Genomic DNA, 20369 nt, shown 5'->3' with positions numbered 1-20369 from the left:
CCTAGGCTTCGCACGTTGAGGAGGCTGGGTTTACCAGACGCTCCAGGGTCGTGCGATCCAAAATTTGTGTATCAAGTTTGATATAGATGGCGGCTTCATCGGCTACCACCACTGCGTCGGTCACACCCGGTACGGCCAACAGCCGTTCGGTCAGCCCTGCTTCGCGGACCGCCTCGGCCGACAACGGCATGCGCAGGCTGGTCACGTACGGCGGCTCACGCATGCTCAAGGCAACGATCCACCACACTGCGCACAAGGCCGCGCAGCCCAGGAATACTGTGCTCAGGCCTCCGTGCTGGAACAACCAGCCACCGAGAATTCCTCCCAGCGCGGCACCAAGGAACTGGCTGGTGGAATACACCCCCATGGCCGTGCCCTTGCCACCGGCGGGCGACACCTTGCTCACCAGCGAAGGCAAGGATGCCTCCAGCAGGTTGAAGGCTGTAAAGAATATCACGGTGCCGATCACCAGTTCGTGCAAGTTGTCAGCCGACAGCCAGAAGAACACCTCGGTCAACATCAACACACTGACCGCGCCCAGCAGGACACGTTTCATCTTGCGCTTTTTTTCGCCGTAGATGATGAACGGGATCATTGCAAAAAATGAGACCAGCAAGGCGGTCAGGTACACCCACCAATGCTCTTCCTTGGGCAGACCACCCCGCTCAACCAATGCCAGCGGCAAGGCGACGAAGCTGGCCATCAGAATCGCATGCAGAACGAAGATGCCGACATCCAGGCGCAGGAGGTCGGGATGACGCAAGGTCGGCCCCAGCGCCTGCTTCGCCACACCCGACTCGCGGTGTTGCAACGCACCGTGAGACGCCGGCACGACAAACGCAATCAAGGCAATACCCACCACGGCCATGGCGGCAGTGGCCATAAATAGCCCGGACAAGCCGAAGGCACGCGTCAGCAGCGGCCCGATCACCATGGCTACAGCGAACGACAAACCGATGCTCATGCCAATCATGGCCATGGCTTTGGTTCGGTGCTGTTCGCGAGTCAGATCCGATAGCAGTGCCATCACAGCCGCCGAAATCGCCCCGGCACCTTGCAGGATACGTCCGGCAATTACCCCCCAGATCGAATCAGCCTGAGATGCAAGCACGCTGCCCAGGGCAAAGATCACCAGGCCCAGGTAAATAACCGGACGCCGGCCGATCCGGTCGGAAATGACCCCGAATGGAATCTGCAGGAATGCCTGAGTCAGGCCATAGGCACCAATGGCCAGGCCAATCAGCGCCGGAGTGGCGCCCGCCAGGTCCATGCCATAGGTCGCCAGTACCGGCAGGACCATGAACATGCCCAGCATACGGAACGCGAACACCAGGGCCAGGCCGCCTGCGGCGCGGGTTTCGCTGCCACTCATGCGTTCGCTGTGGGTATCGTGCATGGATAAACCTCGTGTGAACCGGCGGCGATTCTACCAGTCCCATCGCTTAACGGCATATACGTGACGCTTTGCCGCGTAATGGCTCTGCGCCGTATACTCAACCGTTTATGCCCGCCAAGCGAGGCCGCAGTGGACAAGATTCTGATTCGTGGGGCACGGACCCACAACTTGAAGAACATCGACCTGACCCTGCCCCGGGACAAGTTGATCGTGATCACCGGCCTGTCCGGTTCCGGCAAGTCATCGCTGGCTTTCGATACCCTGTACGCTGAAGGCCAGCGCCGCTACGTCGAATCGCTATCGGCCTACGCCCGGCAGTTCCTGTCGATGATGGAAAAGCCTGACGTCGACACCATCGAAGGTCTGTCGCCAGCCATTTCCATCGAACAGAAATCGACCTCGCATAACCCGCGTTCGACTGTCGGGACTATCACCGAGATCTACGACTACCTGCGCCTGCTCTACGCCCGCGTCGGTACGCCGCGCTGCCCGGATCACGACATCCCGCTGGAGGCTCAGACCGTCAGTCAAATGGTTGACCTGGTACTGGCCCAGCCTGAAGGCAGCAAACTGATGTTGCTGGCGCCGGTGATTCGCGAGCGCAAGGGTGAGCACCTGGCGGTGTTTGATGAACTTCGCGCCCAGGGTTTTGTTCGTGCACGAGTCAACGGCAAGCTGTACGAACTTGATGAGCTGCCCAAGCTGGATAAACAGAAGAAGCACACCATCGACGTTGTGGTCGACCGTTTCAAGGTCCGTGAAGATCTCCAGCAACGTCTGGCCGAGTCTTTCGAGACTGCGCTGAAGCTGGCCGATGGCATCGCCCTGGTCGCCTCGATGGACGACGAACCGTTCGAAGAAATGATTTTCTCCGCACGCTTCGCCTGCCCAATCTGCGGCCATGCCATCAGTGAGCTGGAACCCAAGCTGTTCTCCTTCAACAACCCGGCTGGCGCCTGTCCGACTTGTGATGGGCTGGGGGTCAAGCAATTCTTCGATACCAAGCGCCTGGTCAACAGTGAACTTACTCTGGCCGAAGGTGCGATACGCGGCTGGGACCGGCGTAACGTCTATTACTTCCAGATGCTCGGCTCGCTGGCCGCGCACTATGACTTCAGCCTGGAAATACCATTCGGCGAGCTGCCGGCCGACCAGCAGAAAGTCATTCTCCATGGCAGCGGCAAGCAAAACGTCGACTTCAAGTACCTCAACGACCGCGGCGACATCGTCAAGCGCTCGCACCCATTCGAAGGCATCGTGCCGAATCTGGAGCGCCGTTACCGCGAGACCGAATCGGCAACCGTGCGCGAAGAACTGGCCAAGTTTCTTAGCACCCAGCCCTGCCCGGATTGCCGCGGCACGCGCTTGCGTCGTGAAGCACGCCACGTCTGGGTAGGTGAAAAGACCCTACCGGCGGTAACCAACCTGCCAATCGGTGATGCCAGCAATTACTTCGGCGGCCTCAAACTGACGGGGCGTCGCGGCGAAATTGCCGATAAGATTCTCAAGGAAATCTGCGAGCGCTTGCAGTTTCTGGTCAATGTCGGCCTGGACTACCTGACCCTCGACCGCAGCGCCGACACCCTCTCCGGCGGTGAAGCTCAGCGTATCCGTCTGGCCAGCCAGATCGGTGCCGGCCTAGTTGGAGTGATGTACATCCTCGACGAACCTTCCATCGGCCTGCACCAACGTGACAACGACCGCCTCCTGGGCACCCTTAACCATCTGCGTGACATCGGCAACACGGTAATCGTCGTCGAACACGACGAGGACGCCATCCGCATGGCCGACTATGTCGTGGATATCGGCCCAGGTGCCGGTGTACATGGCGGACAGATCGTCGCCGAAGGTTCACCAGCCGAGGTCATGAACCATCCAGACTCACTGACCGGCAAGTACTTGTCCGGGCGGGTGAAGATTGCCGTACCGGCCAAACGCACCCCACGCAACAAGAAGCTTTCGCTCAAGCTCAAGGGTGCCCGCGGTAATAACCTGCAGAATGTCGACCTGGAAATCCCGATTGGCCTGCTGACCTGCGTGACCGGGGTATCCGGCTCGGGCAAGTCGACGCTGATCAACAACACCCTGTTCCCGCTCAGTGCCACTGCGCTCAATGGTGCCAGTACCCTGGAGGCTGCAGCACACGACAGTTGTGACGGTCTGCAGCATCTGGACAAGGTCGTGGACATCGACCAGAGCCCGATCGGCCGCACCCCGCGCTCGAACCCGGCAACTTACACCGGACTGTTCACGCCCATCCGTGAACTGTTCTCCGGCGTCCCAGAGTCCCGCTCGCGCGGCTATGGCCCAGGGCGTTTCTCCTTCAACGTCAAAGGCGGACGCTGTGAAGCCTGTCAGGGCGACGGCCTGATCAAGGTCGAGATGCACTTCCTGCCGGACATCTACGTGCCCTGCGACGTGTGCAAGAGCAAGCGCTACAACCGCGAAACCCTGGAAATCAAATACAAGGGCAAGAACATCCACGAGGTCCTGGAAATGACCATCGAGGAAGCCCGTGAGTTCTTCGACGCGGTGCCGGCCCTGGCGCGTAAACTGCAAACCTTGATGGATGTCGGCCTGTCCTACATCAAACTGGGGCAATCGGCGACCACCCTCTCCGGTGGTGAAGCGCAGCGGGTCAAACTGTCTCGCGAGCTGTCCAAGCGCGATACTGGCAAAACCCTGTACATCCTCGACGAGCCGACCACGGGCCTGCATTTCGCCGATATTCAGCAGTTGCTTGATGTTCTGCACCGTCTGCGCGATCACGGCAACACAGTGGTAGTGATCGAGCACAACCTGGATGTGATCAAGACAGCCGACTGGATTGTCGACCTCGGCCCCGAGGGTGGCTCCAAGGGCGGACAGATCATCGCCTTCGGCACGCCGGAAGAAGTGTCCGAGATGAAACAGTCACATACCGGGCACTACCTCAAACCGTTGCTGCTGCGCGACCGCGCCTAGTCTGTTGCTCCCAGCACACAACAAAAAGCCCCGCACTGCGGGGCTTTTTTCGTTCCGGGACATTACATCTGCGATTGCAGGTAATTCTCCAAACCGATGGCTTTGATCAGGCCCTGCTGCTTCTCCAGCCAGTAGGTGTGATCTTCTTCGGTGTCAGCCAGTTGCACACGCAGGATATCGCGGCTGATGTAGTCTTTGTGCAATTCGCACAGCTCGATGCCTTTGCACAATGCGGCACGCACTTTGTACTCCAGACGCAGGTCGGCAGCGATCATTTCAGGGACCGTCGCGCCCACATCAAGATCGTCCGGGCGCATACGTGGCGTACCTTCAAGCATGAGGATACGACGCATCAGGGCATCGGCGTGCTGGGTCTCTTCTTCCATCTCGTGGTTGATACGCTCGTAGAGCTTGCTCAAGCCCCAGTCTTCGTACATCCGTGAGTGGATGAAATATTGGTCACGTGCCGCCAGTTCGCCCGTCAGCAACGTGTTGAGATAATCGATTACGTCCGGGTGACCTTGCATCGCCCTGCCTCTCCCTGTGTGAAAGTCATAGTTTGAACCAGGATCAGCGTAAGGTCACTTGAAATTGGGCAAAAAAGTGCAAAAAAGCGGGTAAACGGTAGTGATATTCATTGAAAAACCGCCCAAATGAGGGCGGTTCTTCTTATCACTTCGACTTAAGCGAGATTTATGCCCAACGCCTTGGCAATTCCTTCTCCATAGGCCGGATCGGCCTTGAAGAACTGCTGTAACTGTCGCTGAACCACATCCTCGGAAACGCCAGTCATGGCGCCGGCAATGTTACTGATCAGCAGCGCTTTCTGCTCAGCGTTCATCAAGCGGAACAGCGCGCCAGCGTGACTGTAGTAGTCAGTATCTTCACGGTGATCGTAGCGATCAGCCACGCCATTTAGGGTCAAGGCCGGTTCAGCGTATTGCGGCGCCTGTTTAGGCGCATTGGCATAACTGTTCGGCTCGTAGTTCGGTGCTGCACCGCCATTGCTGCCAAACGCCATGGCGCCGTCACGCTGGTAGCTGTTCACCGGGCTGCGTGGGGCGTTAACCGGCAATTGCTGATGGTTGGTACCAACGCGGTAGCGATGAGCGTCTGCATAGGCGAATACGCGGCCCTGAAGCATGCGGTCAGGCGACAACCCCACCCCAGGGACCATGTTGCTCGGTCCAAAAGCAGCCTGTTCGACTTCGGCAAAGTAGTTGAGCGGATTACGGTTCAGCTCCAACTCACCGATTTCAATCAGCGGGTAGTCCTTCTGCGACCAAGTCTTGGTCACGTCGAACGGGTTTTCATCGCGGCTATCAGCCTCTTCTTCGCTCATCACCTGAATGCATACAGCCCATTTCGGGAAGTCGCCGCGCTCAATAGCCTCGAACAGGTCACGTTGAGCGTAGTCAGGGTCAGTACCGGCCAGGCGAGCGGCGTCAGCCGGCGCCAGGTTCTTGATGCCCTGCTTGGTCTTGAAGTGCCACTTGACCCAGGTACGTTGACCTTCGGCGTTGATCAGGCTGTACGTGTGGCTGCCAAAGCCGTGCATGTGACGGTAACCGTCAGGAATACCGCGATCAGAGAACAGGATGGTGACCTGGTGCAGCGCTTCAGGCGAATGCGACCAGAAGTCCCACATCATTTGCGCGCTTTTCAGGTTGCTTTGCGGCAGACGCTTCTGAGTGTGGATAAAGTCCGGGAATTTGAGCGGGTCACGGATGAAAAACACCGGAGTGTTGTTACCAACAATGTCCCAGTTGCCTTCTTCGGTGTAGAACTTCAAAGCGAAACCACGCGGATCGCGTTCGGTATCAGCAGAACCACGCTCGCCCCCCACCGTGGAGAAGCGCAGGAAGGTCTCGGTTTGCTTGCCGACATTGCCGAACAGCTTGGCGCAGCTGTATTGGGTGATATCGCGGGTCACCGTGAAGGTGCCATAGGCACCCGAGCCCTTGGCGTGCACACGGCGCTCTGGGATGTTCTCGCGGTTGAAGTGCGCGAGCTTCTCGATCAAATGGAAGTCATCCAGCAACAACGGGCCACGCGGGCCTGCCGAACGCGAATTCTGGTTATCAGCGACCGGTGCACCGCTGGCGGTGGTCAGTATCTTGGTCTGGCTCATGTGCTATCTCCCTATCGGTCTCAAACTGCCGGCTAATCGGCTTGGGATGAGTATCGACCAGAACTATGACAGCAACAAATTCATTACCTGACTTGGATCAATAGATTGTTTCAATACGTACAGACACAAAAAACCGGGCACTAGGCCCGGTTTTCTGTTTCAGACTGTCGCCTTACTCAGCAGCTTCTACCGAGCCACCGACAGGACGATCAACCAGCTCGACGTACGCCATTGGTGCGTTATCGCCAGCGCGGAAGCCGCACTTGAGGATACGCAGGTAGCCGCCCTGACGGGTGGCATAGCGCTTGCCCAGATCGTTGAACAGCTTACCGACGATTTCTTTCGAACGGGTACGGTCGAAAGCCAGACGACGGTTAGCTACGCTGTCTTCCTTGGCCAGGGTGATCAGCGGCTCGGCAACGCGGCGCAGTTCCTTGGCTTTTGGCAGGGTAGTTTTGATCAGCTCGTGCTCGAACAGCGACACCGCCATGTTCTGGAACATAGCCTTGCGGTGAGAGCTGGTACGGCTCAGGTGACGTCCACTTTTACGATGACGCATGATTCATTCCTTACCAAACACTACGTTCGGTGATTACGACGATCAGGCAGTCGCCTTGTCGTCTTTCTTAAGACTTGCAGGCGGCCAGTTGTCGAGGCGCATGCCGAGGGACAGACCACGGGAGGCCAGAACGTCCTTGATTTCAGTCAGGGACTTCTTGCCCAGGTTCGGAGTCTTCAACAGTTCTACTTCGGTGCGCTGAATCAGATCGCCGATGTAGTAAATGTTCTCCGCCTTAAGGCAGTTGGCCGAACGCACGGTCAATTCCAGATCGTCAACCGGACGAAGCAGGATCGGATCGATCTCGTCTTCCTGTTCGACAGCCAATGGCTCAACTTCACCTTTGAGGTCGACGAACGCAGCCAGCTGCTGTTGCAGGATGGTTGCAGCACGACGGATAGCCTCTTCAGGATCCAGGGTACCGTTGGTTTCCAGATCAATAACCAGCTTGTCCAGGTTGGTACGCTGCTCGACACGGGCGTTTTCCACCACGTATGCGATACGGCGAACCGGGCTGAACGAAGAGTCAAGCTGCAAGCGACCAATGCTGCGGCTTTCGTCTTCATCGCTCTGACGCGAATCGGCCGGCTCATAACCACGACCACGAGCTACGGTGAGCTTCATGTTCAGGGCGCCGTTAGACGCCAGGTTAGCGATTACGTGATCGGGGTTAACGATCTCGACATCATGATCCAGCTGAATATCGGCAGCGGTAACCACCCCCGAACCCTTCTTCGACAAGGTCAGCGTAACTTCGTCACGACCGTGCAGTTTGATAGCCAGGCCTTTCAGGTTCAACAGGATTTCAATGACATCTTCCTGTACACCTTCGATTGCCGAGTACTCATGGAGCACACCGTCAATCTCGGCCTCGACCACTGCACAGCCAGGCATAGAGGACAACAAGATGCGGCGCAGCGCGTTGCCCAGGGTATGGCCAAAGCCACGCTCGAGAGGCTCGAGCGTGATTTTAGCGCGGGTTGGACTGACGACCTGCACATCGATGTGGCGGGGCGTCAGGAACTCATTTACCGAAATCTGCATGGATGCACCTATTTTCTAGCCCTTACTTGGAGTAGAGCTCGACAATCAGGCTTTCGTTGATGTCGGCGGACAGGTCGCTGCGAGCAGGAACGTTCTTGAAAACGCCCGACTTCTTAGCAGCATCCACATCTACCCACTCAACGCGGCCACGCTGGGCGCACAGTTCAAGGGCTTGAACAATGCGCAGCTGGTTCTGCGACTTCTCGCGAACCGCGACCACGTCACCCGGACGAACTTGGTAGGACGGAATATTTACAGTCTTGCCGTTAATGCTGATCGCTTTGTGCGAAACCAGCTGACGGGATTCGGCACGAGTAGCGCCAAAGCCCATACGATAAACGACGTTATCCAGACGGCATTCGAGCAGCTGCAGCAGGTTCTCGCCGGTTGCACCCTTCTTGGAGGCTGCTTCCTTGTAGTAACCGCTGAACTGACGCTCGAGAACGCCATAGATGCGACGTACTTTTTGTTTCTCACGCAGCTGGGTGCCGTAGTCGGACTGACGGCCACGGCGCTGGCCGTGGATACCTGGGGCTGCTTCGATGTTGCACTTCGATTCCAGAGCGCGAACGCCGCTCTTCAGGAACAGATCGGTGCCTTCACGACGAGACAGTTTGCATTTTGGACCAATGTAACGTGCCATTTATCTGTCTCCTGATTACACGCGGCGCTTCTTCGGCGGACGGCACCCGTTATGCGGGATTGGCGTCACGTCGGTGATGCTGGCGATCTTATAGCCACAACCGTTCAAAGCACGAACAGCGGACTCACGACCTGGACCTGGACCCTTGACGTTAACGTCGAGGTTCTTCAGACCATATTCCAGCGCAGCTTGACCAGCACGTTCAGCAGCTACTTGAGCAGCGAACGGGGTGGACTTGCGAGAACCGCGGAAACCCGAACCGCCGGAGGTAGCCCAGGACAGAGCGTTACCTTGACGATCGGTGATGGTCACGATGGTGTTGTTAAAAGACGCGTGGATGTGGGCGATGCCATCAACCACTGTCTTTTTGACTTTTTTACGAGGACGAGCAGCAGGTTTTGCCATTTCTAAATTCCTGTCGATTCGCTGGTGCGATTACTTGCGGATCGGCTTACGCGGGCCCTTACGGGTACGCGCGTTGGTCTTGGTACGCTGACCGCGTACTGGCAGACCCCGACGATGACGCAGGCCGCGGTAGCAACCCAGGTCCATCAACCGCTTGATTTTCATGTTGATGTCACGGCGCAGATCACCTTCGGTGATGTACTTCGCAACTTCAGTACGCAGCGATTCAACCTGCTCGTCGCTCAGATCCTTGATCTTAGCGGCTGGGTTGACCCCAGTCTGTGCACAGATGCTCTGTGCAGTAGTGCGACCAACACCATAGATGTAGGTCAGCGAGATAACAGTGTGCTTGTTATCTGGAATGTTGACGCCTGCAATACGGGCCATTCAGTGGGACTCCAATTGACAGCTACCTACGCCCCGGAAGCCAAGAAATAGGGCGCGAGATAATATCGCTGTAGAAACAAATAATCAACCCAGCAGCGCACTAGCTGCTGGGTTTGAAGCGCAAATCACACTCAGCCTTGGCGCTGCTTGTGACGTGGTTCCGCACTGCAAATTACTCGAACAACACCTTCGCGGCGAATAATCTTGCAGTTACGGCACAGCTTTTTCACCGATGCACGAACTTTCATCACCAACTCCTCGAACCTTAAGGGTCTCTCAGCGCAGCAAACCGCTGCCACCGTAGCCTTTCAGGTTGGCTTTCTTCATCAGGGATTCGTACTGGTGCGAAACGAGGTGCGATTGTACTTGGGACATGAAGTCCATCACAACCACTACCACAATCAGCAACGAGGTCCCGCCAAGGTAGAACGGAACGTTTGCCGCAACCACCAGGAACTGGGGAAGCAGACAGACGGCCGTCATATAAAGAGCACCGAACATGGTCAAGCGGGTCAGAACGCCATCAATATAGCGTGCAGACTGCTCACCTGGACGGATGCCCGGAATAAAGGCACCGGACTTCTTCAGGTTCTCCGCTACGTCTTTCGGATTGAACATCAACGCCGTATAGAAGAAGCAGAAGAAAATAATCCCTGCACTAAACAGCAGAATATTCAACGGCTGACCAGGAGCGATCGACTGCGAGATGTCCTGCAACCAGCCCATACCTTCGGACTGACCGAACCAGGCACCCAGCGAAGCCGGGAACAGCAAGATGCTGCTCGCGAAAATGGCAGGAATAACGCCCGCCATGTTCACTTTCAGCGGCAAGTGGCTGGTCTGCGCAGCAAAGACCTTGCGGCCCTGCTGACGCTTGGCGTAGTGAACGGCGATACGACGCTGACCACGCTCAATGAACACCACAAAACCGATAATCGCTACTGCCAGCAAACCGATAGCGACCAGAGCGAAAATGTTGATATCGCCCGTACGTGCAGACTCGAAAGACTGCCCGATTGCTCTCGGAAGACCGGCGACGATACCTGCGAAGATCAACATCGAGATACCGTTGCCTACACCGCGCTCCGTGATCTGCTCACCCAGCCACATCATGAACATTGCGCCAGCCACAAATGTGGACACCGCAACGAAATGGAAGCCAAAGTCAGCAGAAAACGCCACGCCCTGACCGGCCAGGCCAATGGACATGCCAATGGCCTGGACCAGCGCCAGGATTACGGTGCCGTAGCGGGTGTACTGGCTGATCTTACGACGGCCAGCTTCACCTTCCTTCTTCAACTGCTCCAGCTGCGGGCTGACGGCGGTCATCAGTTGCATGATGATCGATGCCGAAATGTACGGCATGATCCCCAGTGCAAAGATGCTCATCCGTTCCAGCGCGCCGCCGGAAAACATGTTGAACAAGCTAAGAATGGTCCCCTCATTCTGTCGAAACAGTTCCGCCAGCCGGTCCGGGTTGATACCTGGAACTGGGATGTGTGCGCCTATCCGATAGACGATGATCGCCAGGAACAGAAAACGCAGACGAGCCCAAAGTTCAGACATCCCGCCTTTGCCGAGCGAAGAGAGAGCACCTTGCTTAGCCATTTATTCCTCGAACTTGCCGCCAGCTGCTTCGATAGCCGCACGCGCACCTTTGGTGGCTGCGATACCCTTGATGGTGACTGCGCGAGTAACTTCGCCCGACAGCATGATTTTCACACGCTGTACGTTCTGGTTAATCACGTTGGCATCCTTCAGGGATTGCACGGTGACAACGTCGCCTTCCACTTTGGCCAGCTCGGACAGACGCACTTCTGCGCGGTCCATGGCTTTCAGGGAAACGAAGCCGAATTTCGGCAGACGACGGTGCAGCGGCTGTTGACCGCCTTCAAAGCCTGGAGCGATGGTGCCACCGGAGCGGGAGGTTTGACCTTTGTGACCACGGCCACCAGTCTTACCCAAACCACTACCGATACCACGACCCGGACGATGCTTCTCGCGACGGGAACCCGGCGCTGGACTCAGATCATTGAGTTTCATCGATTAACCCTCGACGCGCAGCATGTAGTAAGCCTTGTTGATCATCCCGCGGTTCTCGGGAGTATCCAGGACTTCTACAGTGTGACCGATGCGGCGCAGACCCAGACCCTTAACACACAGTTTGTGGTTAGGGAGACGGCCGGCGGTGCTTTTGATCAGCGTTACTTTAACGGTAGCCATGATCAACGGATCTCCTCAACGCTCTTGCCGCGCTTGGCAGCAATGGACTCAGGAGATTGCATAGCTTTCAGACCCTTGAAAGTGGCGTGAACCACGTTTACAGGGTTAGTCGAGCCGTAGCACTTGGCCAGGACGTTCTGAACGCCAGCAACTTCCAGGACGGCACGCATGGCGCCACCGGCGATGATACCGGTACCTTCAGAGGCAGGCTGCATGTACACCTTCGACGCGCCATGGGCGGACTTGGTAGCGTACTGCAGAGTGGTGCCGTTCAGGTCAACCTGAATCATGTTGCGGCGAGCAGCTTCCATAGCCTTCTGGATCGCAGCAGGTACTTCACGCGACTTGCCACGGCCGAAACCAACACGACCTTTACCATCACCAACCACGGTCAACGCGGTGAAAGTGAAGATACGGCCGCCTTTTACGGTTTTGGCAACGCGGTTAACTTGAACCAGCTTCTCGATGTAGCCTTCGTCGCGCTTTTGATCGTTATTTGCCATAACTTAGAACTCCAGCCCGCCTTCACGAGCAGCATCAGCCAGCGCCTTGACGCGGCCGTGGTACTTGAAGCCGGAACGGTCAAAGGCAACTTGAGATACACCGGCGGCTTTCGCGCGCTCAGCTACCAGCTTGCCAACCTTAGTGGCCGCGTCGATGTTGCCGGTGGCGCCATCACGCAGTTCTTTGTCCAAAGTCGAGGCGCTGGCCAGGACTTTGCTGCCGTCGGCCGAAAGGACCTGGGCATAGATGTGCTGCGAGGAGCGGAACACGCAGAGACGCACGACTTCGAGTTCGTGCATTTTCAGGCGTGCTTTGCGAGCGCGACGCAGTCGAGTAACTTTTTTGTCGGTCATTTGCTAGGCCCTACTTCTTCTTGGCTTCTTTACGACGGACGACTTCGTCCGCGTAACGCACACCCTTGCCTTTGTACGGCTCTGGTGGACGGAAGTCGCGGATTTCAGCGGCCACCTGACCTACCAGCTGCTTGTCGATACCCTTGATCAGGATATCGGTCTGGCTTGGGGTCTCAGCGGTGATACCGGCCGGCAGTTCGTAATCCACTGGATGCGAGAAGCCGAGCGCCAGGTTCAGCACGGTGCCTTTGGCTTGTGCTTTGTAACCAACACCGACCAGCTGGAGCTTACGCTCGAAGCCTTGGCTTACGCCTTGGACCATGTTGTTAACCAGGGCGCGGGTGGTACCGGCCATAGCGCGAGTTTGTTGATCGCCATTGCGAGCAGCGAAACGCAGCTCACCGGCTTCTTCAACGACTTCTACTGACGAGTGAACGTTCAGTTCGAGAGTGCCCTTGGCACCCTTCACCGAAAGCTGTTGGCCGACGAATTTGACTTCGACACCAGCCGGCAGCTTAACGGGGTTCTTAGCGACGCGAGACATGCTTATCCCCCCTTAGAACACTGTGCAGAGAACTTCGCCGCCGACACCGGCAGCGCGCGCAGCACGATCCGTCATCACACCTTTGTTGGTGGAGACGATAGACACGCCCAGACCGCCACGTACTTTCGGCAGATCTTCGACGGACTTGTACTGACGCAGGCCTGGACGACTTACGCGCTTGACTTCCTCGATGACCGGACGGCCTTCGAAGTATTTCAGCTCGATGGAAAGCGATGGTTTTACTTCGCTGCTGACCTGATAGCCAGCGATGTAACCTTCGTCTTTCAGAACTTTGGCTACCGCAACCTTCAGAGTCGACGAAGGCATGCTTACGACGGACTTTTCAGCCATCTGGGCATTACGGATGCGAGTTAGCATGTCCGCTAACGGGTCCTGCATACTCATGGGCTAGACGCTCCTGATACAAGAAAAATTAGCCTCTCGGCTACTACAGTCGCCTGAGTTCGCCAGGTCAAAAAACCCGGGCTCAGGAGAGCCGGTCATTCTAGACAGATCCCAGAAACGAAACAAGCCCCAGAAGGGGCTTGTTTCGTTGCAAAGTCACCGGTGGTCGGAAGATTACTCTCCCGCCACCTGGACGCTGCCGGTACGTCTTACCAGCTGGCTTTAACCAGACCTGGAACGTCACCGCGCATTGCTGCTTCACGCAGCTTGTTACGGCCGAGGCCGAACTTGCGGTAAACGCCGTGTGGACGACCGGTGATGCGGCAGCGGTTACGCAGGCGCGAAGCGCTAGCGTCACGTGGCTGCTTCTGCAGAGCTACGACAGCGGCAAAACGCTCTTCTGGAGTTGCTTCCAGATTTACGATGGTCGCTTTCAGCTCGGCACGCTTCTTGGCGTACTTGGCAACAGTGAGCTGACGCTTCAGCTCACGGTTTTTCATGCTCTTCTTGGCCATTTTCCTACTCCAATCAGTTGCGGAACGGGAATTTGAAAGCACGCAGCAGAGCGCGGCCTTCGTCATCGTTCTTGGCAGTGGTGGTCAGGGTAATGTCCAGACCGCGCAGAGCATCGATCTTGTCGTAGTCGATTTCCGGGAAGATGATCTGCTCTTTCACGCCCATGCTGTAGTTGCCACGACCATCGAAGGACTTGGCATTCAGGCCGCGGAAGTCGCGAACCCGAGGCAGGGAGATCGCCAGCAGGCGGTCCAGGAATTCGTACATACGATCACGGCGCAGAGTAACTTTAACGCCGATCGGCCAGCCCTCACGGACTTTGAAGCCCGCGATGGATTTCCGAGCGAAAGTCACAACGGCTTTTTGACCGGTGATCTTCTCCAGGTCAGCAACAGCGTGTTCGATGACTTTTTTGTCGCCGACAGCTTCGCCCAGACCCATGTTCAGGGTGATCTTGGTAACGCGCGGAACTTCCATCACGTTCGCCAGCTTAAGTTCTTCCTTAAGCTTCGGAGCAATTTCCTTCCGGTAAATCTCTTTCAGTCGTGCCATGGTCTTCTACCTAGCAGTGTTCAAGCATCAACCGCTTTTTGGGTCGACTTGAAGACACGAATTTTCTTGCCGTCTTCTACTTTAAAACCAACGCGGTCAGCCTTGTTGGTTTCGCCGTTGAAAATGGCGACGTTGGAAGCGTGCAGTGGCGCTTCTTTCTCGACGATACCGCCTTGTACGCCCGACATCGGGTTAGGCTTGGTATGACGCTTCACCAGGTTGATCCCACCAACGACCAGACGGTCGTCAGCGAGAACCTTGAGCACCTTACCGCGCTTACCTTTGTCTTTGCCGGCGATCACGATGATCTCGTCGTCACGACGAATCTTTTGCATGTCGGATCTCCTTACAGCACTTCTGGGGCGAGCGAGACGATCTTCATGAACTTCTCAGTACGAAGTTCACGGGTCACTGGCCCAAAGATACGGGTGCCGATCGGCTCTTGCTTGTTGTTCAACAGAACAGCAGCATTGCCATCAAAGCGGATGATGGAGCCGTCAGCGCGACGGACACCGTGGCGAGTGCGGACTACAACAGCAGTCATCACTTGGCCTTTCTTCACTTTACCGCGCGGAATTGCTTCCTTGACGGTTACCTTGATGATGTCACCGATGCCGGCGTAACGGCGGTGCGAACCGCCGAGAACCTTGATGCACATGACGCGACGAGCGCCGCTGTTATCGGCCACATCGAGCATGGATTGAGTCTGAATCATAAAATTTCTCCGACCCTTAGCCCTTAGACTTCAACAGCGCGTTCGAGAACTTCAACCAGTGCCCAAGCTTTGGTCTTGGCCAGCGGACGAGTCTCGCGGATGGAGACCTTGTCGCCGATGTGGCACTGGTTGGTTTCGTCGTGCGCGTGCAGCTTAGTCGAACGCTTAACGTATTTACCGTAGATCGGGTGCTTTACGCGACGCTCGATCAGTACGGTGATGGTTTTGTCCATCTTGTCGCTGACGACACGGCCAGTCAGCGTACGGACGGTTTTTTCAGCTTCAGCCATGATCACTTACCTGCCTGCTGGTTGAGCACAGTTTTCACGCGAGCGATGTCACGCTTAACTTGCGAGAGCAGGTGCGACTGCCCCAACTGGCCAGTTGCTTTCTGCATACGCAGATTGAACTGGTCGCGCAGCAAGCCGAGCAGTTGCTCGTTCAGCTGCTGTGCTGATTTTTCACGAAGTTCATTCGCTTTCATCACATCACCGTCCGCTTAACAAAGGAGGTGGCGAGAGGCAGCTTTGCAGCCGCCAAGGCGAAAGCCTCACGCGCCAGCTCTTCAGAAACACCCTCGATCTCGTACAGGACTTTGCCTGGCTGGATCTGGGCAACCCAGTACTCCACGGAACCCTTACCTTTACCCATCCGCACTTCGAGAGGCTTCTTGGAGATCGGCTTGTCCGGGAATACACGGATCCAGATCTTACCGCCACGTTTTACGTGACGAGTCAGGGCACGACGTGCCGATTCGATCTGGCGAGCGGTGAGACGACCGCGAGCAACAGCTTTCAAGGCGAATTCGCCGAAGCTTACTTTGCTACCGCGCAGTGCCAGACCACGGTTGTGGCCAGTCATCTGCTTGCGGAATTTTGTACGCTTTGGTTGCAACATTTGGCGTACCCCTTACTTAGCAGCTTTTTTACGAGGCGCTGGTGCTTGTGGTTTCAGTTCTTCTTGGCGACCACCAATAACTTCGCCTTTGAAAATCCAAACCTTCACACCGATCACACCGTAAGTGGTGTGAGCTTCGTAAGTGGCATAGTCGATATCAGCACGCAGGGTGTGCAGCGGCACACGACCTTCGCGATACCATTCAGTACGTGCGATTTCAGCACCACCGAGACGACCGCTCACCTGGATCTTGATGCCTTTGGCACCAATGCGCATGGCGTTCTGTACGGCGCGCTTCATGGCGCGACGGAACATCACACGACGCTCCAGCTGCTGAGCTACGCTCTGAGCAACCAGCATACCGTCGAGTTCCGGCTTGCGGATCTCTTCGATATTGATGTGCACAGGCACACCCATTTGCTTGGTCAGGTCCTGACGCAGTTTTTCAACATCTTCACCTTTCTTCCCGATAACGATACCTGGACGAGCGGTGTGGATGGTGATGCGTGCAGTTTGAGCCGGACGATGGATATCGATACGGCTAACGGACGCGCTTTTTAGTTTGTCTTGGAGGTACTCACGCACATTCAGATCTGCGAGCAAATAGTCCGCATAAGTCCGACCGTCTGCGTACCAGACGGAGGTGTGCTCCTTGACGATTCCCAGGCGAATGCCAGTGGGATGTACTTTCTGACCCATCTGATCGACTCCGTTACTTGTCCGCAACCTTGACAGTGATATGGCAAGACCGCTTGACGATGCGATCAGCGCGGCCTTTGGCACGCGGCATGATGCGCTTCAGCGAACGCCCTTCGTTGACGAAAACGGTGGAGACCTTCAGGTCATCAACGTCTGCGCCTTCGTTATGCTCGGCGTTGGCTACGGCCGACTCGAGGACTTTCTTCATGATTTCAGCGGCTTTTTTGCTGCTGAAAGCCAACAGGTTGAGCGCTTCGCCCACCTTCTTCCCGCGGATCTGGTCGGCGACCAAGCGGGCTTTCTGGGCGGAGATTCGAGCGCCCGACAACTTAGCGGCTACTTCCATTTCCTTACCCCTTAACGCTTGGCTTTCTTGTCAGCCACGTGCCCACGATAAGTGCGGGTACCGGCAAACTCGCCCAGTTTATGGCCGACCATGTCTTCGTTCACGAGAACTGGGACGTGTTGGCGACCGTTGTGTACCGCGATGGTCAGACCGACCATTTGTGGCAGGATCATCGAACGACGCGACCAGGTTTTAACTGGTTTGCGATCGTTCTTTTCCGCCGCCACTTCGATCTTCTTCAGTAGGTGAAGATCGATAAAAGGACCTTTTTTCAGAGAACGTGGCACTGTCGTATCCCTCTATTTACTTGCGACGACGGACGATCATGTTGTCGGTACGCTTATTACCACGAGTCTTCGCGCCCTTAGTCGGGAAGCCCCATGGCGATACCGGATGACGACCACCGGAGGTACGACCTTCACCACCACCATGTGGGTGGTCAACCGGGTTCATGGCAACACCACGAACGGTTGGGCGAACGCCACGCCAGCGTTTGGCACCAGCTTTACCCAGCGAACGCAGGCTGTGCTCGGAGTTCGAGACTTCACCCAGGGTCGCACGGCATTCAGCCAGGACTTTACGCATCTCACCAGAGCGCAGACGAACGGTCACGTAGACACCTTCGCGAGCGATCAGCTGAGCCGAAGCACCAGCGGAACGAGCGATCTGTGCACCTTTACCCGGCTTCAGTTCGATGCCGTGAATGGTGCTACCGACTGGGATGTTGCGCAGTTGCAGGGAGTTGCCTGGCTTGATTGGAGCCAGAGCGCCTGCGATCAGCTGGTCGCCAGCACTCACGCCTTTAGGGGCGATGATGTAGCGGCGCTCGCCGTCTGCGTAGCACAGCAGTGCGATGTGAGCAGTACGGTTTGGATCGTATTCAATACGCTCGACAGTGGCGACGATGCCATCTTTGTCGTTGCGACGGAAATCGACCATACGGTAATGCTGCTTATGACCACCACCTACGTGACGAGTAGTGATGCGGCCATTGTTGTTACGACCACCAGACTTCGATTTTTTCTCGAGCAGCGGTGCGTGAGGAGCGCCTTTGTGCAGCTCCTTGTTGACCACCTTGACCACGAAACGGCGGCCAGGGGAAGTCGGTTTGCATTTAACGATTGCCATGATGCACCCCTTCCTTACTCAGCACTGCTGCTGAAATCGAGATCTTGGCCTGGCTGAAGGGAGACAATCGCCTTCTTCCAGTCATTGCGCTTGCCCAGACCACGTGCGGTACGCTTGGTTTTACCCAGAACGTTTACAGTCGACACGTTTTCGACTTTTACGCCGAACAGGCCTTCGACAGCTTTCTTGATTTCCAGCTTGGTTGCATCAGTAGCAACCTTGAATACGAACTGGCCTTTTTTCTCAGCCAGAACGGTAGCCTTCTCGGAAACGTGCGGGCCAAGGAGGACTTTAAATACGCGTTCCTGGTTCATCCCAGCAGCTCCTCGAATTTCTTCACGGCCGACACAGTGATCAACACTTTGTCGTATGCGATCAGACTGACCGGATCGGAACCCTGTACGTCACGTACGTCGACGTGCGGCAGGTTACGAGCAGCCAGGTACAGATTCTGATCAACAGCGTCAGAAACGATCAGTACGTCGCTCAGACCCATGCCGTTCAGCTTGTTCAGCAGGTCTTTGGTTTTCGGTGCTTCAACAGCGAAGTCCTGAACCACGACCAGACGGTCGGTACGCACCAGCTCAGCGAGGATGGAACGCATTGCTGCGCGGTACATCTTCTTGTTGAGCTTCTGCGAGTGGTCTTGAGGACGAGCTGCAAAAGTGGTACCGCCGCCACGCCAGATTGGGCTACGGATAGTACCGGCACGAGCGCGGCCAGTACCTTTCTGACGCCATGGGCGCTTACCGCCACCAGCAACGTCGGAACGGGTTTTCTGCTGCTTGGTGCCCTGACGGCCGCCGGCCATGTAGGCCACGACTGCTTGGTGAACCAGCGTCTCGTTGAATTCGCCGCCGAAAGTCAGTTCGGAAACTTCGATCGCTTGAGCGTCATTTACATTTAGTTGCATGTCAGCTTCCCCTTAACCGCGAGCCTTGGCAGCCGGACGCACAACCAGATCACCGCCAGTAGCGCCAGGAACGGCACCCTTGACCAGCAACAGATTGCGTTCAGCGTCGACGCGCACTACTTCCAGGGACTGAACGGTCACGCGCTCGGCGCCCATATGACCGGACATTTTCTTGCCCTTGAATACACGACCAGGAGTCTGGCACTGGCCGATAGAGCCCGGGACGCGGTGGGAAACGGAGTTACCGTGGGTGTTATCTTGACCGCGGAAATTCCAACGCTTGATGGTACCGGCAAAGCCTTTACCTTTCGACTGACCGGTAACATCTACCATTTGGCCAGCAGCGAAGATTTCTGCATTGATCAAGTCGCCAGCCTGGTAGTCGCCTTCTTCAAGACGGAACTCCCAGACACCGCGACCAGCGGCAACGTTCGCTTTAGCGAAGTGACCTGCTTGAGCAGCAGTCACGCGCGAAGCACGACGCTCACCCACAGTGACTTGCACTGCACGGTAGCCATCAGTTTCTTCGGTTTTGAACTGGGTGACGCGATTCGGCTCGATCTCAATGACCGTGACCGGAATGGAGACACCTTCTTCGGTGAAAATACGGGTCATACCGCATTTACGACCGACTACACCAATAGTCATGTTGTAAACCTCATGAGTGTACGGGGCTTTCACCCGCTATGGCCGCCCATTTCAGAGCGTTACACGACTAAGACCGTGTCTTAGCCGAGGCTGATCTGCACTTCCACACCTGCTGCAAGATCAAGCTTCATAAGAGCATCAACGGTTTTATCCGTTGGCTGGACGATGTCCAGAACGCGCTTATGAGTACGGATCTCGTACTGGTCACGCGCGTCTTTGTTGACGTGCGGGGAGACCAGAACGGTGAACCGCTCTTTGCGAGTAGGCAGTGGAATTGGACCACGCACTTGAGCACCAGTACGTTTCGCGGTTTCCACGATTTCCTGGGTGGATTGGTCGATCAGGCGATGGTCAAAAGCCTTCAACCTGATACGGATTTGCTGATTTTGCATTGGAT

The 20369-nt window shown here is 56.4% G+C and carries 32 protein-coding genes; 1 reads left to right on the top strand and 31 read right to left on the bottom strand.

Annotated features, from left to right (window positions below; genetic code table 11):
- Position 1: 1 nt before the first annotated feature.
- The gene (locus tag CX511_RS03355; protein ID WP_045182497.1) at positions 2 to 1396 is read right to left on the bottom strand and encodes an MFS transporter; all 1395 of its coding nucleotides are present in this window, start codon (positions 1394 to 1396) and stop codon (positions 2 to 4) included.
- 129 nt (positions 1397 to 1525) lie between these two features.
- On the opposite strand from CX511_RS03355, the gene uvrA reads away from it, so the two are divergent.
- Positions 1526 to 4360 (top strand): excinuclease ABC subunit UvrA, encoded by a 2835-nt coding sequence (gene uvrA, locus CX511_RS03350; RefSeq protein WP_045182495.1) that lies wholly within the window; start codon positions 1526 to 1528, stop codon positions 4358 to 4360.
- Between the two features lie 62 nt (positions 4361 to 4422).
- On the opposite strand, the gene bfr is transcribed toward uvrA, so the two are convergent.
- The 30 genes from bfr to rpsJ all read right to left on the bottom strand — a co-directional run bounded on the left by bfr (position 4423) and on the right by rpsJ (position 20364).
- On the bottom strand, positions 4423 to 4887 hold the full coding sequence (gene bfr, locus CX511_RS03345; protein WP_045182494.1) for a bacterioferritin: 465 nt from the start codon (positions 4885 to 4887) through the stop codon (positions 4423 to 4425).
- A gap of 155 nt (positions 4888 to 5042) precedes the next feature.
- Positions 5043 to 6491, bottom strand: coding sequence for a catalase (locus CX511_RS03340; RefSeq protein WP_045182492.1), 1449 nt, complete (start codon positions 6489 to 6491; stop codon positions 5043 to 5045).
- Positions 6492 to 6663: 172 nt separating this feature from the next.
- A complete protein-coding gene (rplQ, locus tag CX511_RS03335) occupies positions 6664 to 7050 on the bottom strand; it encodes a 50S ribosomal protein L17 (RefSeq protein ID WP_002555463.1) in 387 nt (128 codons plus the stop codon).
- A 42-nt stretch (positions 7051 to 7092) separates the two neighbouring features.
- Positions 7093 to 8094, bottom strand: coding sequence for a DNA-directed RNA polymerase subunit alpha (locus CX511_RS03330; RefSeq protein WP_045182490.1), 1002 nt, complete (start codon positions 8092 to 8094; stop codon positions 7093 to 7095).
- A gap of 22 nt (positions 8095 to 8116) precedes the next feature.
- Positions 8117 to 8737: a 30S ribosomal protein S4 gene (gene rpsD, locus CX511_RS03325; RefSeq protein WP_038606186.1), complete on the bottom strand. Its 621-nt coding sequence runs from the start codon at positions 8735 to 8737 to the stop codon at positions 8117 to 8119.
- Between the two features lie 15 nt (positions 8738 to 8752).
- On the bottom strand, positions 8753 to 9142 hold the full coding sequence (gene rpsK / locus CX511_RS03320; RefSeq protein WP_002555466.1) for a 30S ribosomal protein S11: 390 nt from the start codon (positions 9140 to 9142) through the stop codon (positions 8753 to 8755).
- A gap of 30 nt (positions 9143 to 9172) precedes the next feature.
- Positions 9173 to 9529: a 30S ribosomal protein S13 gene (gene rpsM / locus CX511_RS03315; protein ID WP_045182488.1), complete on the bottom strand. Its 357-nt coding sequence runs from the start codon at positions 9527 to 9529 to the stop codon at positions 9173 to 9175.
- 131 nt (positions 9530 to 9660) lie between these two features.
- Entirely contained in the window at positions 9661 to 9777 is a 117-nt protein-coding gene (gene rpmJ, locus CX511_RS03310; RefSeq protein WP_002555468.1) for a 50S ribosomal protein L36, read from the bottom strand.
- Between the two features lie 28 nt (positions 9778 to 9805).
- On the bottom strand, positions 9806 to 11137 hold the full coding sequence (gene secY / locus CX511_RS03305) for a preprotein translocase subunit SecY (protein ID WP_010220319.1): 1332 nt from the start codon (positions 11135 to 11137) through the stop codon (positions 9806 to 9808).
- The gene (rplO, locus tag CX511_RS03300) at positions 11138 to 11572 is read right to left on the bottom strand and encodes a 50S ribosomal protein L15 (protein WP_010220318.1); all 435 of its coding nucleotides are present in this window, start codon (positions 11570 to 11572) and stop codon (positions 11138 to 11140) included. It lies immediately after the preceding gene.
- Positions 11573 to 11575: 3 nt separating this feature from the next.
- Positions 11576 to 11752, bottom strand: a complete 177-nt coding sequence (gene rpmD / locus CX511_RS03295) for a 50S ribosomal protein L30 (RefSeq protein ID WP_010220317.1) — start codon at positions 11750 to 11752, stop codon at positions 11576 to 11578.
- 2 nt (positions 11753 to 11754) lie between these two features.
- Entirely contained in the window at positions 11755 to 12255 is a 501-nt protein-coding gene (gene rpsE, locus CX511_RS03290; RefSeq protein ID WP_010220316.1) for a 30S ribosomal protein S5, read from the bottom strand.
- Positions 12256 to 12258: 3 nt separating this feature from the next.
- Positions 12259 to 12609 (bottom strand): 50S ribosomal protein L18, encoded by a 351-nt coding sequence (gene rplR, locus CX511_RS03285; protein ID WP_038606178.1) that lies wholly within the window; start codon positions 12607 to 12609, stop codon positions 12259 to 12261.
- Between the two features lie 10 nt (positions 12610 to 12619).
- Complete coding sequence (rplF, locus tag CX511_RS03280) at positions 12620 to 13153, bottom strand: 50S ribosomal protein L6 (RefSeq protein WP_038606175.1); 534 nt, start codon at positions 13151 to 13153, stop codon at positions 12620 to 12622.
- A 12-nt stretch (positions 13154 to 13165) separates the two neighbouring features.
- On the bottom strand, positions 13166 to 13558 hold the full coding sequence (gene rpsH, locus CX511_RS03275; protein ID WP_045182484.1) for a 30S ribosomal protein S8: 393 nt from the start codon (positions 13556 to 13558) through the stop codon (positions 13166 to 13168).
- Between the two features lie 209 nt (positions 13559 to 13767).
- Positions 13768 to 14073: a 30S ribosomal protein S14 gene (rpsN, locus tag CX511_RS03270; protein ID WP_010220312.1), complete on the bottom strand. Its 306-nt coding sequence runs from the start codon at positions 14071 to 14073 to the stop codon at positions 13768 to 13770.
- A gap of 13 nt (positions 14074 to 14086) precedes the next feature.
- Positions 14087 to 14626 (bottom strand): 50S ribosomal protein L5, encoded by a 540-nt coding sequence (gene rplE, locus CX511_RS03265; protein ID WP_028944480.1) that lies wholly within the window; start codon positions 14624 to 14626, stop codon positions 14087 to 14089.
- A 20-nt stretch (positions 14627 to 14646) separates the two neighbouring features.
- Entirely contained in the window at positions 14647 to 14961 is a 315-nt protein-coding gene (rplX, locus tag CX511_RS03260) for a 50S ribosomal protein L24 (RefSeq protein WP_009397501.1), read from the bottom strand.
- 11 nt (positions 14962 to 14972) lie between these two features.
- A complete protein-coding gene (gene rplN, locus CX511_RS03255; protein WP_002555479.1) occupies positions 14973 to 15341 on the bottom strand; it encodes a 50S ribosomal protein L14 in 369 nt (122 codons plus the stop codon).
- A gap of 23 nt (positions 15342 to 15364) precedes the next feature.
- Entirely contained in the window at positions 15365 to 15631 is a 267-nt protein-coding gene (rpsQ, locus tag CX511_RS03250) for a 30S ribosomal protein S17 (protein ID WP_028944481.1), read from the bottom strand.
- A 2-nt stretch (positions 15632 to 15633) separates the two neighbouring features.
- Complete coding sequence (gene rpmC, locus CX511_RS03245; protein ID WP_002555481.1) at positions 15634 to 15825, bottom strand: 50S ribosomal protein L29; 192 nt, start codon at positions 15823 to 15825, stop codon at positions 15634 to 15636.
- Entirely contained in the window at positions 15825 to 16238 is a 414-nt protein-coding gene (rplP, locus tag CX511_RS03240) for a 50S ribosomal protein L16 (RefSeq protein ID WP_003255479.1), read from the bottom strand. Before rplP ends, rpmC begins: the two co-directional genes overlap by 1 nt.
- Positions 16239 to 16250: 12 nt before the next feature.
- Entirely contained in the window at positions 16251 to 16937 is a 687-nt protein-coding gene (rpsC, locus tag CX511_RS03235) for a 30S ribosomal protein S3 (RefSeq protein ID WP_010220308.1), read from the bottom strand.
- Positions 16938 to 16950: 13 nt separating this feature from the next.
- Positions 16951 to 17283, bottom strand: a complete 333-nt coding sequence (gene rplV / locus CX511_RS03230; protein ID WP_003103908.1) for a 50S ribosomal protein L22 — start codon at positions 17281 to 17283, stop codon at positions 16951 to 16953.
- 11 nt (positions 17284 to 17294) lie between these two features.
- Entirely contained in the window at positions 17295 to 17570 is a 276-nt protein-coding gene (gene rpsS / locus CX511_RS03225) for a 30S ribosomal protein S19 (protein ID WP_002555486.1), read from the bottom strand.
- A 16-nt stretch (positions 17571 to 17586) separates the two neighbouring features.
- Positions 17587 to 18411: a 50S ribosomal protein L2 gene (gene rplB / locus CX511_RS03220; protein WP_028944482.1), complete on the bottom strand. Its 825-nt coding sequence runs from the start codon at positions 18409 to 18411 to the stop codon at positions 17587 to 17589.
- A 14-nt stretch (positions 18412 to 18425) separates the two neighbouring features.
- Positions 18426 to 18725: a 50S ribosomal protein L23 gene (rplW, locus tag CX511_RS03215; protein ID WP_010220306.1), complete on the bottom strand. Its 300-nt coding sequence runs from the start codon at positions 18723 to 18725 to the stop codon at positions 18426 to 18428.
- On the bottom strand, positions 18722 to 19324 hold the full coding sequence (gene rplD, locus CX511_RS03210; RefSeq protein WP_010220305.1) for a 50S ribosomal protein L4: 603 nt from the start codon (positions 19322 to 19324) through the stop codon (positions 18722 to 18724). Before rplD ends, rplW begins: the two co-directional genes overlap by 4 nt.
- Positions 19325 to 19336: 12 nt before the next feature.
- The gene (gene rplC, locus CX511_RS03205) at positions 19337 to 19972 is read right to left on the bottom strand and encodes a 50S ribosomal protein L3 (protein WP_028944484.1); all 636 of its coding nucleotides are present in this window, start codon (positions 19970 to 19972) and stop codon (positions 19337 to 19339) included.
- An 80-nt stretch (positions 19973 to 20052) separates the two neighbouring features.
- Positions 20053 to 20364 carry a 30S ribosomal protein S10 gene (gene rpsJ / locus CX511_RS03200; RefSeq protein WP_003186070.1) on the bottom strand — a complete coding sequence of 104 codons (312 nt, stop codon included), beginning with the start codon at positions 20362 to 20364 and terminating at the stop codon, positions 20053 to 20055.
- Positions 20365 to 20369 lie beyond the last annotated feature (5 nt).

It is taken from the genome of Pseudomonas sp. S06B 330 (assembly GCF_002845275.2).
Lineage (GTDB): Bacteria > Pseudomonadota > Gammaproteobacteria > Pseudomonadales > Pseudomonadaceae > Aquipseudomonas.
Note: the sequence above shows the minus strand (reverse complement) of the source record. Positions and strands in the feature narration are given on the sequence as shown.

Coding starts and splice junctions, on each gene's coding strand:
- CX511_RS03355 (WP_045182497.1), bottom strand. CDS start 1,396: ATGCACGATACCCACAGCGAACGCATGAGTGGCAGCGAAACCCGCGCC.
- bfr (WP_045182494.1), bottom strand. CDS start 4,887: ATGCAAGGTCACCCGGACGTAATCGATTATCTCAACACGTTGCTGACG.
- CX511_RS03340 (WP_045182492.1), bottom strand. CDS start 6,491: ATGAGCCAGACCAAGATACTGACCACCGCCAGCGGTGCACCGGTCGCT.
- rplQ (WP_002555463.1), bottom strand. CDS start 7,050: ATGCGTCATCGTAAAAGTGGACGTCACCTGAGCCGTACCAGCTCTCAC.
- CX511_RS03330 (WP_045182490.1), bottom strand. CDS start 8,094: ATGCAGATTTCGGTAAATGAGTTCCTGACGCCCCGCCACATCGATGTG.
- rpsD (WP_038606186.1), bottom strand. CDS start 8,737: ATGGCACGTTACATTGGTCCAAAATGCAAACTGTCTCGTCGTGAAGGC.
- rpsK (WP_002555466.1), bottom strand. CDS start 9,142: ATGGCAAAACCTGCTGCTCGTCCTCGTAAAAAAGTCAAAAAGACAGTG.
- rpsM (WP_045182488.1), bottom strand. CDS start 9,529: ATGGCCCGTATTGCAGGCGTCAACATTCCAGATAACAAGCACACTGTT.
- rpmJ (WP_002555468.1), bottom strand. CDS start 9,777: ATGAAAGTTCGTGCATCGGTGAAAAAGCTGTGCCGTAACTGCAAGATT.
- secY (WP_010220319.1), bottom strand. CDS start 11,137: ATGGCTAAGCAAGGTGCTCTCTCTTCGCTCGGCAAAGGCGGGATGTCT.
- rplO (WP_010220318.1), bottom strand. CDS start 11,572: ATGAAACTCAATGATCTGAGTCCAGCGCCGGGTTCCCGTCGCGAGAAG.
- rpmD (WP_010220317.1), bottom strand. CDS start 11,752: ATGGCTACCGTTAAAGTAACGCTGATCAAAAGCACCGCCGGCCGTCTC.
- rpsE (WP_010220316.1), bottom strand. CDS start 12,255: ATGGCAAATAACGATCAAAAGCGCGACGAAGGCTACATCGAGAAGCTG.
- rplR (WP_038606178.1), bottom strand. CDS start 12,609: ATGACCGACAAAAAAGTTACTCGACTGCGTCGCGCTCGCAAAGCACGC.
- rplF (WP_038606175.1), bottom strand. CDS start 13,153: ATGTCTCGCGTCGCTAAGAACCCCGTTAAGCTGCCGGCTGGTGTCGAA.
- rpsH (WP_045182484.1), bottom strand. CDS start 13,558: ATGAGTATGCAGGACCCGTTAGCGGACATGCTAACTCGCATCCGTAAT.
- rpsN (WP_010220312.1), bottom strand. CDS start 14,073: ATGGCCAAGAAGAGCATGAAAAACCGTGAGCTGAAGCGTCAGCTCACT.
- rplE (WP_028944480.1), bottom strand. CDS start 14,626: ATGGCACGACTGAAAGAGATTTACCGGAAGGAAATTGCTCCGAAGCTT.
- rplX (WP_009397501.1), bottom strand. CDS start 14,961: ATGCAAAAGATTCGTCGTGACGACGAGATCATCGTGATCGCCGGCAAA.
- rplN (WP_002555479.1), bottom strand. CDS start 15,341: ATGATTCAGACTCAATCCATGCTCGATGTGGCCGATAACAGCGGCGCT.
- rpsQ (WP_028944481.1), bottom strand. CDS start 15,631: ATGGCTGAAGCTGAAAAAACCGTCCGTACGCTGACTGGCCGTGTCGTC.
- rpmC (WP_002555481.1), bottom strand. CDS start 15,825: ATGAAAGCGAATGAACTTCGTGAAAAATCAGCACAGCAGCTGAACGAG.
- rplP (WP_003255479.1), bottom strand. CDS start 16,238: ATGTTGCAACCAAAGCGTACAAAATTCCGCAAGCAGATGACTGGCCAC.
- rpsC (WP_010220308.1), bottom strand. CDS start 16,937: ATGGGTCAGAAAGTACATCCCACTGGCATTCGCCTGGGAATCGTCAAG.
- rplV (WP_003103908.1), bottom strand. CDS start 17,283: ATGGAAGTAGCCGCTAAGTTGTCGGGCGCTCGAATCTCCGCCCAGAAA.
- rplB (WP_028944482.1), bottom strand. CDS start 18,411: ATGGCAATCGTTAAATGCAAACCGACTTCCCCTGGCCGCCGTTTCGTG.
- rplW (WP_010220306.1), bottom strand. CDS start 18,725: ATGAACCAGGAACGCGTATTTAAAGTCCTCCTTGGCCCGCACGTTTCC.
- rplD (WP_010220305.1), bottom strand. CDS start 19,324: ATGCAACTAAATGTAAATGACGCTCAAGCGATCGAAGTTTCCGAACTG.
- rplC (WP_028944484.1), bottom strand. CDS start 19,972: ATGACTATTGGTGTAGTCGGTCGTAAATGCGGTATGACCCGTATTTTC.
- rpsJ (WP_003186070.1), bottom strand. CDS start 20,364: ATGCAAAATCAGCAAATCCGTATCAGGTTGAAGGCTTTTGACCATCGC.